15 protein-coding genes are annotated in these 14,329 nt (G+C 33.8%); 8 read left to right on the forward strand and 7 right to left on the reverse strand.

Annotated features, from left to right (window positions below; all coding sequences use genetic code 11):
* Window positions 1–3: 3 nt before the first annotated feature.
* From ftsH to MODO_RS11045, 6 genes are all read left to right on the forward strand, one after another.
* Window positions 4–1,968, forward strand: a complete 1,965-nt coding sequence (gene ftsH, locus MODO_RS11020; RefSeq protein WP_006258758.1) for an ATP-dependent zinc metalloprotease FtsH — start codon at window positions 4–6, stop codon at window positions 1,966–1,968.
* Window positions 1,969–2,082: 114 nt separating this feature from the next.
* Window positions 2,083–2,694, forward strand: coding sequence for an LUD domain-containing protein (locus tag MODO_RS11025; RefSeq protein ID WP_006258759.1), 612 nt, complete (start codon window positions 2,083–2,085; stop codon window positions 2,692–2,694).
* 1 nt (window position 2,695) lies between these two features.
* Complete coding sequence (locus MODO_RS11030; protein ID WP_006258760.1) at window positions 2,696–3,496, forward strand: phosphatidate cytidylyltransferase; 801 nt, start codon at window positions 2,696–2,698, stop codon at window positions 3,494–3,496.
* 2 nt (window positions 3,497–3,498) lie between these two features.
* On the forward strand, window positions 3,499–4,152 hold the full coding sequence (locus MODO_RS11035; RefSeq protein WP_006258761.1) for a phosphatidylserine decarboxylase family protein: 654 nt from the start codon (window positions 3,499–3,501) through the stop codon (window positions 4,150–4,152).
* A gap of 3 nt (window positions 4,153–4,155) precedes the next feature.
* Window positions 4,156–4,428 carry an acyl-CoA-binding protein gene (locus MODO_RS11040; protein ID WP_006258762.1) on the forward strand — a complete coding sequence of 91 codons (273 nt, stop codon included), beginning with the start codon at window positions 4,156–4,158 and terminating at the stop codon, window positions 4,426–4,428.
* Entirely contained in the window at window positions 4,415–5,215 is an 801-nt protein-coding gene (locus MODO_RS11045; RefSeq protein ID WP_006258764.1) for a superoxide dismutase, read from the forward strand. Before MODO_RS11040 ends, MODO_RS11045 begins: the two co-directional genes overlap by 14 nt.
* A gap of 62 nt (window positions 5,216–5,277) precedes the next feature.
* On the opposite strand, the gene dnaB is transcribed toward MODO_RS11045, so the two are convergent.
* The 7 genes from dnaB to MODO_RS11080 all read right to left on the reverse strand — a co-directional run bounded on the left by dnaB (window position 5,278) and on the right by MODO_RS11080 (window position 13,379).
* On the reverse strand, window positions 5,278–6,855 hold the full coding sequence (dnaB, locus tag MODO_RS11050; protein WP_006258765.1) for a replicative DNA helicase: 1,578 nt from the start codon (window positions 6,853–6,855) through the stop codon (window positions 5,278–5,280).
* Between the two features lie 135 nt (window positions 6,856–6,990).
* On the reverse strand, window positions 6,991–7,944 hold the full coding sequence (locus MODO_RS11055; RefSeq protein WP_006258766.1) for an acetyl-CoA carboxylase carboxyltransferase subunit alpha: 954 nt from the start codon (window positions 7,942–7,944) through the stop codon (window positions 6,991–6,993).
* A 63-nt stretch (window positions 7,945–8,007) separates the two neighbouring features.
* On the reverse strand, window positions 8,008–8,901 hold the full coding sequence (locus tag MODO_RS11060; RefSeq protein WP_006258767.1) for a DMT family transporter: 894 nt from the start codon (window positions 8,899–8,901) through the stop codon (window positions 8,008–8,010).
* A complete protein-coding gene (locus MODO_RS11065; protein ID WP_006258768.1) occupies window positions 8,888–9,961 on the reverse strand; it encodes an LptF/LptG family permease in 1,074 nt (357 codons plus the stop codon). Before MODO_RS11065 ends, MODO_RS11060 begins: the two co-directional genes overlap by 14 nt.
* Window positions 9,962–9,999: 38 nt before the next feature.
* On the reverse strand, window positions 10,000–11,130 hold the full coding sequence (gene tgt, locus MODO_RS11070) for a tRNA guanosine(34) transglycosylase Tgt (RefSeq protein WP_006258769.1): 1,131 nt from the start codon (window positions 11,128–11,130) through the stop codon (window positions 10,000–10,002).
* A 90-nt stretch (window positions 11,131–11,220) separates the two neighbouring features.
* Window positions 11,221–12,234, reverse strand: coding sequence for an iron chelate uptake ABC transporter family permease subunit (locus tag MODO_RS11075; RefSeq protein ID WP_006258770.1), 1,014 nt, complete (start codon window positions 12,232–12,234; stop codon window positions 11,221–11,223).
* A gap of 2 nt (window positions 12,235–12,236) precedes the next feature.
* The gene (locus tag MODO_RS11080; protein WP_006258771.1) at window positions 12,237–13,379 is read right to left on the reverse strand and encodes an ABC transporter substrate-binding protein; all 1,143 of its coding nucleotides are present in this window, start codon (window positions 13,377–13,379) and stop codon (window positions 12,237–12,239) included.
* Window positions 13,380–13,547: 168 nt separating this feature from the next.
* On the opposite strand from MODO_RS11080, the gene MODO_RS11085 reads away from it, so the two are divergent.
* Together MODO_RS11085 and MODO_RS11090 are read left to right on the forward strand one after the other, a co-directional pair.
* Entirely contained in the window at window positions 13,548–13,778 is a 231-nt protein-coding gene (locus MODO_RS11085; RefSeq protein WP_006258772.1) for a hypothetical protein, read from the forward strand.
* Window positions 13,779–13,780: 2 nt separating this feature from the next.
* Window positions 13,781–14,305: a DUF4252 domain-containing protein gene (locus MODO_RS11090; RefSeq protein WP_006258773.1), complete on the forward strand. Its 525-nt coding sequence runs from the start codon at window positions 13,781–13,783 to the stop codon at window positions 14,303–14,305.
* Window positions 14,306–14,329: the final 24 nt, after the last annotated feature.

Genomic DNA, 14,329 nt, shown 5'->3' on the forward strand with positions numbered 1-14,329 from the left:
TTCATGTCGGAAAATATGAAACCTAACCAAAATAAATCAAGATTTAATCCATGGGTATTATATGGTAGTATCTTGGTAATTATATTGGTGATAAATTTCCTTACTAATGGAAGCAGCTTTGGAAACTCAAGACAACTGGGACTTTCTAAGCTATATGAATATGTAGATAAAGGATATGTTGAAAGAATTGACTTTAGCCGTTCTGTTGCTAAAGTATATTTAACACCAGAAGCTCAAAAGAGCAAAGAATTTGAAGATTTAAACAAAAATAATATTCTTGGAAGAGAAAACGCAGGACCTCAATTCTTAACTGATATTGGAGATTCTAAATTGTTTCAAGAAAAACTAGACAAAGCTACTACTGAAGGAAAGATTAAAGAATATAAATCTGAACCAGAAAGCAACTGGGGAGATATCTTAATCAGCTTCTTACCTATCATCATCATCATCGGATTCTGGTTATTCATGATGAGAAGAATGACTGGTGGCGGAGGAGCTGGTGGTGGAGGTCAAATCTTCTCTATCGGTAAATCTAAAGCAAAGTTATTTGACGAGAAAAACGACATTAAAGTTAGCTTTAAAGATGTAGCTGGATTAGAGGGTGCGAAAGAAGAAATCGTTGAAATCGTTGAATTCTTAAAGAACCCTGAAAAATATACTTCTATCGGAGGTAAGATACCTAAAGGAGCACTATTAGTAGGGCCTCCAGGTACAGGTAAGACTTTATTAGCTAAGGCTGTTGCTGGTGAGGCTCAAGTTCCTTTCTTCTCTCTATCGGGATCTGATTTCGTAGAGATGTTTGTAGGAGTAGGTGCTTCTCGTGTAAGAGACTTATTTAAACAAGCGAAAGAGAAATCTCCTGCAATTATCTTTATTGATGAGATTGATGCTGTAGGACGTGCTCGTGGTAAGAGTAACTTCTCTGGTTCTAACGACGAAAGAGAAAACACTTTAAACCAATTACTAACAGAGATGGATGGTTTTGGTTCTAATACTAACGTGATTGTATTAGCCGCTACTAACCGTGCTGAGATATTAGATAAAGCATTACTAAGAGCTGGACGTTTTGACAGACAGATCTATGTAGACTTACCAGACGTTAAAGAACGTGAGGCTATCTTTAAGGTACACTTACGCAACATTAAGAAAGTAGATAACCTAGATATCGACTTCTTATCTAAGCAAACACCTGGTTTCTCTGGTGCTGATATCGCTAACGTATGTAACGAGGCTGCATTAACAGCTGCTCGTAAAGATAAAAAAGAGGTGGATATGCAAGACTTCTTAGACGCTGTAGATAGAATCATCGGTGGTCTAGAGAAGAAAAATAAAATCATCTCTCCTGAAGAGAAATATGCTATCGCTATACATGAGGCAGGTCACGCTACAGTAAGCTGGATGTGTGAGCACGCTTCTCCACTAGTGAAAGTAACTATCGTTCCTAGAGGACAGAGTTTAGGAGCTGCATGGTACTTACCTACAGAAAGACAAATCGTGAGAACAGAACAAATGTTAGACGAGATGTGTGCTACTATGGGTGGACGTGCTGCTGAGAAGATAATCTTCGATAAGATATCTACTGGTGCATTAAGCGATCTAGAGAAAGTAACTAAACAAGCTAAGGCTATGGTTACTATTTACGGTCTAAACGAAAAACTAGGTAATATTACTTATTATGATTCGTCTGGACAAAGTGAATACAGTTTCGCTAAACCGTACTCAGAAGAAACTGCTCGTGTAATAGACCAAGAGATATCTTCTCTGATAGAAGGTCAATACGCAAGAGCTATTTCTATCTTGTCAGAGAACAAAGAAAAACTAGTACAACTAGCAGATTTACTTTGTGAAAAAGAAGTAATTTTCAAACAAGATTTAGAGAACATCTTCGGTCCTAGACCCTTTGATAAAGAAGGAGCAGTAGAACTTAATCTAACTACTGAAACAAAAACTGAAGATAACATAGAATAATAGAGGTTCAAGCTCTATAAACATTAAAAATCTTAACCTAAAGGCAACTTTAAGTTAAGATTTTTTTTATCTTTGAATACTTAATCAATTTATTTCATCGGAGTTTATTTTAATATGAGTTTTTTCAAGAAGTTATTAAAAGTATTTCAACCTTCTGACCCAGTAGAGGAAAGCCCTGCTGTGCATAAAAGTCAATACTTACCTGAAGAAAAACTTCCTGTGGATGAACTTTTTACTTTAAACTTTAAAGAGAATGGCGGCAAGTTTCTATACTGTGAAACGCTAGATGAACTAAATGAATCTTTTATCAATATTCTCGTAGAGAATGATTGGTTTGAAACTGAAGCACAAACGTATGAAAGTCCTCTGTACTCAATGTTACAAGAGAACAATATAAAATATGGCGAAGTAAAGAACCCAACTTTCTTTTTCTCTGGGTGCGAAAACTTAATAGCCGAAGACGGTTCTATTCTATTTTGTGATAAACAAATCAAGAATAACAAAGCACACGATTTACCTGATAATATTGTAGTCCTAGCTAAGACTAGTCAAATGACAAGAACAAAAAGTGATGGCTTAAGAGAAATCAAGAGAAAATATGGTAGTGCACTACCTAGTAACATTACAACATTTAATTGCTTTAAACAATCTACCAATGAAAGCGATTTTTTAAGTTATGGTAGAACTCCCAAGAATTTGTATTTATTACTTTTAGAAGATCTATAATATGTCAGAAACAGTTACTCGAGCAATATCAGGCGTTGTATACATTGCGCTTTTGATTGGAGCAACGTTGTACTCACCTACTAGCTTTGAAATTCTTTTCGGAGCATTTATGTTCATTGCATCATACGAATTTGCAAAACTAATCAAGCTACCAAAATCATTAGCCATGATTATCTCTCTTATGGCTTCTGCATGTCTTGCGTGGTATAGAGATATATTACCTATTAACGCGATAGCTATATTCGCAGCAGTAGTACTTCTTGCATTATTAGCAGAACTATTCACTACAAAAAAACCTAATCGATCATTTCCTATCAAAATGATTATATTCTTAGGTTATGTAATATCATCATTTGTGACACTTCAGTACTTACCGTTTGTTAATGATGGTAATCAGCCTGTATATGTTCCTCAAATCATTATTGGTATTTTAATAATGATCTGGACTAATGATACTTTTGCTTATATCACAGGAAAGAAATTTGGTAAAAATAAATTATTCGAAAGAATATCACCTAAGAAAACAATAGAAGGTTTTTTAGGGGGAATGTTGTTTACAATTATTGCAGGAACAATCTTAAGTCAATATTTCGACTTTTTTAATATTGTAATTTGGATAAGTAGTGCTATTTTTGTCAGCATTTTTGGAACGATCGGGGATTTAGTAGAATCTCATTTCAAAAGAGAGGCTGGTGTAAAAGACAGCGGTGCTATCATGCCAGGGCATGGTGGGATCTTAGATCGACTAGACAGTGTTATATTTGTAGCACCATTTTTGTATTTAATATATCAAATTTTATAACTATGTTTCACAAAGAAGGAACTAAAATCATTTTCTTTTCATTAGTAATAGCTGCTGTATTAGTAGTTTTAGCTGATGTACTATGTGCTAGTATTCCATGGCTAAGAGTAGTCCTGCAATCAATAGTATTAATCTTTTTAATTCTAATATTACAATTCTTTAGAAACCCTGACAGAACTGTTACGGCTGATGATAATAAAATCTTAGCTCCCGTAGACGGTAAAGTTGTTGTTATAGAAGAAGTTTACGAACCAGAATACTTTAAAGAAAAAAGATTAATGGTATCTGTGTTCATGTCCCCTATCAATGTACACGTAACACGTTATGCTTTAAGCGGACTTATCAAATACAGCCAATACCACGCTGGTAAATACTTAGTAGCTTGGCATCCAAAAGCTAGTGAAGAGAACGAGCGTACTACTGTAGTAGTAGAAAATCCTGTTTTCGGAGAAGTAATGTACAGACAAATCGCTGGAGCATTAGCTAAACGTATTGTTAACTATGCTAAACCAGGTATGCAAGTAGTACAAGGTACTGATGCTGGATTTATTAAATTCGGTTCAAGAGTAGACTTATATTTACCATTAGGCACAAAAGTTGATGTGGTATTAAATCAAAAAGCAATTGGTAATAAAACTGTTATTGCGCACAAATAAATAATGAGCAATTTAGATTTAGATTTTACAGAAGCATACGAGCGAATTTCAAGAGAGGCTAAGAACCTTCCTCCTGATGTAATGTTGCGCATCTATGCTTTTTACAAACAAGCTACAAATGGATTAAGCCACCAAGATTTCGAAGATATGTCTAGTGATCTTAAACGTGCTTTTAAATTTAATGCTTGGACACAAGTAAGTCATTTAACAATAGAAGAAGCTAAATTAGAATACATTAAGTTAGCGAAAGAAATATTAGATAATGAAAAAGCTTAAGGTAACATTAATCACTGTAATCACTCTGAACTTTGTTCTACTTACTTCTTGTAATAACAAGGAAGAACTAACAGAAGTACAGATACCAGAAAGGGAATCTTTTATCACTAAAAATTCTAACTTTCCGGATCCTAATACTATCAAAACTAAACAAGGACCATTCGAAATGCAAGGTATTGGTCATGGTTTTGGTGATTATGTTGATATATTAAAACCTGAAAGCGTTTATATACATTACGACAAATACCATCTAAGCTATACTAATAAATTAAACACCTCTGTACATGGTACTCCATTTGAAAGAGATAGTATATCTGGCTTAGTGGCTAAAATTGATAATAATTACCCTAAACTAAAGAATTTCTCAGGAGCATATTACAATCATAATATCTACTGGCGTTCTATTTCTCCATTAGAAGAAAAAACTCCTAATGAGAGCCTTAAAAATGCTATAACAGAATCCTTTGGTTCTATGGCAGAGTTTAAGAAAGAGTTTATAACGCAAGGAAATGCTCTAATTGGGTCTGGCTGGCTATGGTTAGTACAGGTTAACGGAACATTACAAGTCATTACAACTGTAAACAACGACTCTCCTACAATGCCTGAAGTAGCTAAAGGAAGTCCTCTTCTGGGAATAGACTTATGGGAACATGCCTATTACCCTACTTACGAAGAAGACATTACAGCCTATTTAGAAATGTGTTTTAAACATTTGAATTGGGATTATGCTAACAAACTTTATAGACCTAAAGTTATTACTACAACTCCTATTACACAAGTTCAATAATAAGATATCATCTATACAAAAAAACGCCTACTTTATAAAGTAGGCGTTTTTTGTATATTTAGTTAAAAAGGAACATCATCATCATTCTGATAGCCCCCTTGGTAACTACCTTGACTAGGAGCTGAACCAAATACAGAATCACCAGATGGTAAATTCCCTACAAAGTTCTGTCTATAATCTCCTCCCTCTTGATTATTCATTGCAGATGAGAATGTATTACCAAATCCAATCATATCATCATCTAAATTATCAAACTTACCGAACTGCCCTAAGAACTTAAGACGAATATTATCTAATCCACCATTTCTGTGTTTCGCTACGATAAATTCTGCTTGTCCTGCAGTTGGACTTCTTTCCTCATCATCCCATTCTTCAATTTTATAGTACTCTGGACGATAAATAAACGATACAATATCCGCATCCTGCTCAATCGCTCCAGACTCCCTTAAATCGGATAATAAAGGCCTTTTAGAAGCACCTCGTGTCTCTACCGCACGAGATAACTGAGATAAGGCAATAACAGGCACGTCTAATTCTTTTGCCAATGCCTTAAGCGTTCTTGAGATAGTTGAAATCTCTTGCTCACGGTTCCCTCCCCCTTTAGAGTTCCCACCAGCTGTCATTAACTGTAAATAATCGATAATAATCAATTTAATTCCGTGCTGAGAAGCTAAACGACGAGCTTTAGCTCTTAAGTCAAAAATAGATAAAGACGGAGTATCATCTATATACAATGGTGCACGCTCTAAGTCTTTTACTTTTACGTTTAATTGTTCCCACTCATGTGTTTCTAATTTTCCTGTACGCAGTTTTTCTGATGAAAGTCCTGTCTCCGAAGAAATAAGACGTGTAATCAACTGTACAGAAGACATCTCTAATGAGAAAACCGCAACACCAGCACCTGTCTCAATAGCAATATTTCTAGCCATAGATAATACAAAGGCTGTCTTCCCCATACCAGGACGAGCTGCTATAATAATCAAGTCACTTGGTTGCCATCCAGACGTAAGCTCATCTAACTTATGGAAACCTGTTGCTAATCCACTTAGTCCTTCTTTAGTACTGATTTCCTCAATTCTTTTCTTTGCTTGCGCAACTAAAGACTGAGCTGTCTCCGAACTTTTCTTTATATTTCCTTGTGTAACTTCATATAATCTAGATTCAGCTTTATCTAATAAGTCAAATACATCACTTGTCTCATCATAAGCATCTTCAATTATCTCATTCGAAATACGTATCAAACTACGTTGAATGAATTTCTGTAAAATAATGCGTGAATGGAATTCAATATGCGCAGAAGAAGTAATCTTTTGTGTAAGACTAACCAGGTAATAATCACCACCAACTTGATCTAATTTACCATTCTTACGCAATTGCGTAGATACAGTTAATAAATCTATAGGTTGATTACTTACGAATAATTGATCGATTGCTTCAAATATATGTTTGTGAGCATCTTTATAGAAAGCATCAGGTTGTAATATATCAATAACCTCATCAATACCTTTCTTATCAATCATCATGGCTCCCAATACAGCCTCTTCTAAGTCAATAGCCTGTGGTGGAAGTTTTCCTTTCTCTAAAGACACAACTTCTCTAGAAAAAGATTGCTTTGGTCTAAATTCTTTTGCTTGTTCCATAATGCGAAATTAATCCTTTTTGACGATAACTCAATCCTTATTTATACAATTAGCTTGTTAATAAGATAACTAATAATTAGTGAAAAAAAAATCCGAGATAGACTCTCGGATTTTAGTATTTCTATATATTCAGAACTAGTCTTTATACTCACCCATTTCGAAGTATTTCTCCATGCGTTTTTCTATTAACTTATCTGTTGATAACTTAGCTAAGCTACTATATGTATCTACGATATATTTCTTAACAGTAGCGAAAGTTTCTTCTCTATTAGTATGTGCTCCTCCAAGTGGTTCTGGAATGATATCATCAACTAATTTGTTTTTCTTCATATCATAAGAAGTCAACTTTAAAGCATCTGCTGCTCTTTCTTTATACTCCCAACTTCTCCATAAAATAGAAGAACATGATTCTGGTGAAATTACAGAATACCAAGTATTCTCTAACATCGTTACTTTATCACCAACACCAATACCTAAGGCACCTCCTGAAGCTCCTTCACCTACGATAATACAGATGATAGGCACTTTAATACGGAACATTTCATAGATATTACGAGCGATAGCTTCACCTTGTCCTCTTTCTTCTGCTTCTAAACCTGGGTATGCACCTGGAGTATCAATCAAAGTGACAATAGGAATATTAAACTTCTCTGCCATTTGCATTAAACGCAAAGCTTTTCTATATCCTTCTGGATTAGCCATACCGAAGTTTCTATACTGTCTAGTCTTAGTATTATATCCTTTTTGTTGACCAACGAACATAAAACTTTGATCACCAATCTTACCAAGACCACCTACCATTGCTTTGTCGTCTTTTACATTTCTATCACCAAAAAGCTCTAGGAAAGTATCTCCACATAAAGCCTTAATATAATCTAATGTATAAGGTCTATTAGGGTGTCTAGACAATTGAACTCTCTGCCAAGCAGTCAAGTTTTTGTATATATTCTTCTTAGTTTCTTCTAATTTCTTCTCAATTTGCTTACAAGTTGCTGACACATCAACATCAGATTCTTCACCGATCAAAGCACATTTATTCAGCTGTTCTTCAAGCTCTTTAATTGGAAGTTCAAAATCTAAATATTCCATTTATGATTAAGTTTTAGTTTCAATTACGAATGACAAAGATAAAACAATACTCGGATAGATAAGCTATCTAGTACTAAGTTTTCTCTTTTTTCTATTTTTAACAATACCATTTAGTACCACTGTACTCAAAATCAACAGGGCTCCTATATAAAACTCCAAGGTCATTTTCTCACTGTCTTTAAAGATGGCCACAGCTAATAAAATACCATACACAGGTTCTAGGTTAATAGTCAGCATCACTGTAAAAGGTGTTAAATAGCGCATAATATAGACTGAACCTAAAAAAGCAAATGCTGTACATACTGTACCTAAAAGTAAAAGCCACATCCAATCATTTAGACTAACCTCAAAAAATTCTATAGTAAAACCTCCTGTAATCAATAATACTAAGGAAAGAACTATAAGTCCTCCTAACATTTCGTAAAATGTAATAACTGGAGCAGCAGTATGCACGATTAGTTTACTATTAATAATAGAAAACAAAGCTGACAAACAAGCTGCAATTAGTCCTAAGAGTATTCCTTCTATATACTCTCCACTCACACTAAAGATTAAAGTCAAAGCACATATAACTACAAAGCCAAAGAACACTTCATAGCTTACTACCTTTCTCTTTAAAATTAATGGTTCTAAAATGGAGGCAAAAAAGGCTCCTGTGGACAAACAAGCTAATGTGATAGAAATATTAGAAACCTTTATGGCTAAAAAGAAAGTTAGCCAGTGTAGCGCAATAACTACACCTGCTCCTAAAAACTGTATAATACGATGTTTGGGCGCTTTTATAGATTGCTTTGTAAAAACATAAAATACTAATAATGTAATTACTGCTATTAAAATTCGATACCATACTAATGGCAGAGCTTCTAGAGAAATTAATTGTCCTAGAATTGCTGTAAATCCCCATATAAAAACAATTAAATGGAGATATATCTGACTTTTTATATTATCTGCGAGCATTTCGAAGTAAGAATATTGCTAGAATACCAAAAACAACATTAGGTAGCCATACCGCTACTAAAGGTGGAATACTAGACGCTTCTGCCAATGTACCAAATATCTTATCAAAGAAGACATAGATAAATGCTAAAGCAATCCCTATGGCTAAGTTCATTCCCATCCCTCCTCTTCTCTTCATAGAAGAAACAGATACCGCAATAATCGTTAGAATAAACGCTGATACAGGTACACTATATTTTTTATACAAAACGACTAAATATACATTAATATTAGAAGACCCTCTCATTTGCTCCTTTTCTATGAATCGTTTTAAAGGCCCTAATTGCATTGTTTCTGCAGCGTATACTACAGGAGTAAGATCATCTATATCGAAGTCAAGCTTCATTTCTTTCTCATCAGCTCTTTCAAAATGATCTTCAGTTTCACCTATCTCTCTATTAAAATAACTAAATAACGTATAGGTCTCTGTCTCAGGATTCCATACAATACGGTTAGCCGTCGTTTTTGAAGTCATCTTATTTCCATCGAATACTTCTAATGAAAAGTTATATCCTGTCTTACTATTGTAGTTAAAGTTACTTACATAAATAAACTCAGTAGGGCTAATTTGTCGATATACGTTCTGGCTCTCCCGTACCTCTGTACTCTTCATATACTTATAACGGAAATCATTATACCCTTGACTAGCTTTAGGTACAATAAAAACAGACATTACTAAAGCAAAAATAGAAATGAAAGTAGCCCCGATAATATAAGGTCGTAAAAAACGAGTAAAGGAAATTCCCGAACTAAGTATTGCTACAATTTCTGTATTATTAGCTAGCTTAGAAGTAAACCAGATAATAGAGATAAATAACAATATAGGAAACAACATATTAGCAAAATAGATTGTAAAGTCCAAGTAGTACATTAGTACTGCTGGCAAGGGTACCTTATTTGCTAATATCTTGTTTATTTTTTCAGAAACATCAATTATGATTCCTATAGGCACAAAAAGCAATAATAACACAAAGAACGTTACTAAGTATCTTTTGAGTATATACCAATCTAATATTTTCATATAATTACTATTTGATGCTTCTTTATATTTTGATTAAATTATAAACGGTTATCCATTTGTTTCACCATCTTATTTTTCCACTCTGTAAAAGTACCTGCTAAAATCTGACGACGAGCTTCACGTACTAACCATAAATAGAATCCTAAGTTGTGTATCGTTGCGATTTGTTTACCTAATGATTCATTAGCTGCAAACAAGTGACGTAAATAAGCTTTTGAATAAGCTGTATCTACCCATGTATATCCATTCTCATCAATAGGAGAGAAATCATCTTCCCATTTCTTATTTTTCATATTCATAGATCCATGAGCTGTGAATAACATACCATTACGAGCATTACGCGTTGGCATTACACAGTCAAACATATCTACTCCTAAAGCAATATTCTCTAGAATATTAATAGGAGTACCTACTCCCATTAAATAACGAGGTTTGTCCTTTGGTAAAATATTAGTTACTAATTCTGTCATTGCATACATTTCTTCTGCTGGCTCACCTACTGATAACCCTCCAATGGCATTACCATCAGCACCTATATTAGCAATATACTCTGCAGACTGTTCACGTAAATCCTTAAAAGTACTTCCTTGTACAATAGGGAATAACGTTTGAGAATACCCATACATCTCTGGTACTTTAGTTAAATGATCTACACATCTATCTAACCATCTATGTGTACGATGCATAGATCTCTTAGCATATCTATAATCACATGGATAAGGAGTACACTCATCAAAAGCCATAATAATATCAGCCCCGATAGTACGTTGAATCTCCATTACGCTCTCTGGTGAAAAGAAATGATAAGAACCATCAATATGAGACTTAAACTTCACCCCTTCTTCTTTAATCTTTCTATTAGATGATAAAGAATATACCTGAAATCCTCCACTATCTGTTAAGATATTACGATCCCAGTTCATAAACTTGTGTAACCCTCCTGCCTGTTTAAGAATCTCCATTTTAGGTCTTAAATAAAGGTGATAAGTATTACCTAAAATAATGTCAGGATTAATCTCTTCTGATAATTCACGTTGATGAACTCCTTTAACAGAAGCTACAGTACCAACTGGCATAAAAATAGGTGTCTCAATAACACCGTGATCAAGCGTAATCTTCCCAGCACGTGCACGAGAATTTACGTCTGTATGTAATAAATCGAACTTCATAATTATTATTTACAACTCGCAAAGATAAAGCAAAACTATGGATGCTTTTAATTTTTAATATTTTTTTCTATTCTACTCTCAAACGAACTCTTACTGAACTTTTCTTCTTAAAATAAGCCATATTACAATAGGCGCTCCGAATATAGAAGTAACAGCATTAATAGGCAACAAGAACTGCTCTCCTTTTATTTGGGTAAGCATATCACATATCAACATTAAGACTCCTCCTAATAAAGCTGTAGTAATAATCAAATAGCGATGACTACTCACTTTTAATATAAGTCTCGCTATATGAGGCACTGCTAATCCGATAAACGCAATAGGTCCTACTAATGCAGTCGATATCCCTGCTAGAAGACTAGTGACTAAAATAATCATATTACGCGCCTTCTTAACATTAATCCCCATAGAAGATGCGTAATTATCACCCAATAACATTGCGTCTAAAGCTCTAATAAGTAACATACTTCCTAATACTCCTATCCCAACAACAATAGCAAAAAGAGTAATACTTTCCCAACTCAAGTTACCTAAACTTCCCAATGACCAAAACGCAAAACGCTTTAACTGCTCTGCAGAACTAAAATAGGTCAATATACCAACTATCGCATTAGCAAAGCTTCCAAACATTAATCCTACAATTAGAACAGTAACTGTATTTCGGACAGAATTAGAAACTAATAACACTAAAAAAAGTAAACCTAAGCTTCCTAAAATAGATACAAGAGCGATACCATAAGTAGAAGTAAAAATAGAAACAACAGTTGTTGGTAAAAAAGATACACCTAATATCAATATAGCAACACCTAAGCTCGCTCCAGAACTTATTCCTAACACATAACTTTCTGCCATAGGGTTCCGAAACAGCGTCTGCATAAGCAGCCCACTTATAGAAAGGGCTACTCCTACCAGAACAGCTACAATGGCTTTAGGCAATCTATAATTAAGAATAATATAACGCCATGTCTCTTTCACCTCTTCCTCTCCTAGTAGCACACTTATCACTTTACTAAAAGGAATATGTATACTACCCATAGATATATTGAAAATAAACAGGATTAACAAAGCTATCACTAAACCTATGATACCAAATTTTTTACTCATAATTACTTTAGTTGTTCAAAAAACACAGGTTGGTAATTAGGTATAGATATCTCTGGATGTAAAATATAGATCAAATCTTTTAATACTAAATCAGGGCGTGTCGGTCCTAATTCATAGAATAGACTTCCTCCTGTCTCTCCTTTTCTTGGAGAGAATGAATATACATTCTTATTTTTAAAAGCATTAAACTTAGCATAGTGCGGATTAGCATCTACTAACTGTTGAAGAGTTTCATATTGGGCTGGGTTAATCCAGAAAGATGCATCTATAGCTTTATCAAGTACCACCTCTAATGACAGAGATAAACTCCCCGTACCTTCTGTTTCTTTCCATAAATAGTCAGACTTAGCATCTTTAAAATATATAGCCATCCAGCTTTGCCCTTGAGGAGTGTACCATACATCTTGATACATAGCACCACTCATCACAGTCGGGTTATTTTTAGCATCTTTCACTAAAGCTTGTGCTTCCTTATAATCTTGAACTATTTTATCAAAAAAGATCTTCGCTTCCTTCTCTTTACCATATAAAGCCCCAAATAGTTTAATCCACTCCGCTTTACCTAAAGGTGTCTGTTCTACCCAATCACCATTATATACTACAGGTATCCCGCTCTTTTCTATTAATTGTAAAGCTTGATTAGAACCATCCATAGCGAATGCTACAATAACTGAAGGATTTAAATCTAATAATAACTCTGTATTTAATTGTTCATTTTGTCCAACTTCCTTAATATGATTATCATTTATTAACTTTCTAATTGAAGGAGATGATACATAATTTAACCCCGGAAAACCTTTCAATGACTTTTCTTCTTCTAACACTACTAATGAAGGAAGGTGTGTAGTTGAAGTAACTACTATAGACTGAACAGGTACTTTAAGACTAGGAAGTGTTCTTAACGAATCAGGAATAACCTCTTTACCTTCTTTATATAACACATATTTAAAACTTTTATCTGCACCTACCCAAGCCTGCTTTACATTTACCACCGAGTATTGATCATAAGCTTCTATAGTAAATCCTTTTGCATATTCTATTGTATTAGTATCATCAGAAGTAATTACAGTATTACTCTCTTTTTTACAAGAGACAAATACAGTCGTTACTAAGAATAGTATAGAATAAATCTTCCAGTTTTTCATAATTATCTTATTGGTTTAAATACAAAAATAGAACATTATTAAATATTAAAAATATAAATCGACTACCTCAGTAATAGATTGATCAAATACGATTTTCGAAAACTACGTAGGAATTATTCAAAAACTTATTTACATTTATATTATGTTTGTACATATAGATCAATATAAATGAAGAAAAAGACATCTATTAAAAACTTACTTTTCTTTGGAGCACTAGTATTAGGAGCTATTATGACTTTTATATACTTCCCAACCAAAAGTGACACCAAACCTACTTTAAAACAAAATGAGTATGGAACTTTTAATAATCCAGAAGTGGCTTATAAAGAATGTCAAAAATTACTAATTCAACTTTCTAATGACCTGAATAAAGGGATCCCTACTAACAAAACAAAGTAACCATGAAAAATACAGTAAAAGCAATATTTATCTTTTTATTTACCTTGAGCACTATTAACACCTTTGCTCAAGATGAATTTCAAGCATTCGAAAAGAACAAACAAGTAAATGCTGTAGTTGTAAATCAAAAGATGTTTGAAATGATGGCCAATGTAAAGGTAGAACCTACAAGCCAAGAAGAAAAAGCATATTTAAATCTAATCAAAAAATTAACTTCATTAAGGGTATTTAATACAGCTTCGGCTTCTTTAAAAGAAGAAATGAAAGCAGCAGTATCTAAGCATGTCTCTTCTGCTTCTTTAAAAGAGTTCTCTAGCAATAAAGATAATGGTGGTAATATTACGATATATATCAATCAAAATGGTTCTGCTAACAACATCAATAACCTACTTCTTTTCAACGAAAACAGTAAAGAGAATATAGTAATGATCTTGACAGGACAGTTCTCACTAAATGAGATATCGTCTTTAACATCTAAAATGAATTTAGGATCAACGTTAAAAGTTGGGGAGGAAAGTGTAAAATAATATCTTTGTGCTATGATGGATAGC

Source organism: Myroides odoratimimus, assembly GCF_001485415.1.
Classification (GTDB): Bacteria; Bacteroidota; Bacteroidia; order Flavobacteriales; family Flavobacteriaceae; genus Flavobacterium; species Flavobacterium odoratimimum.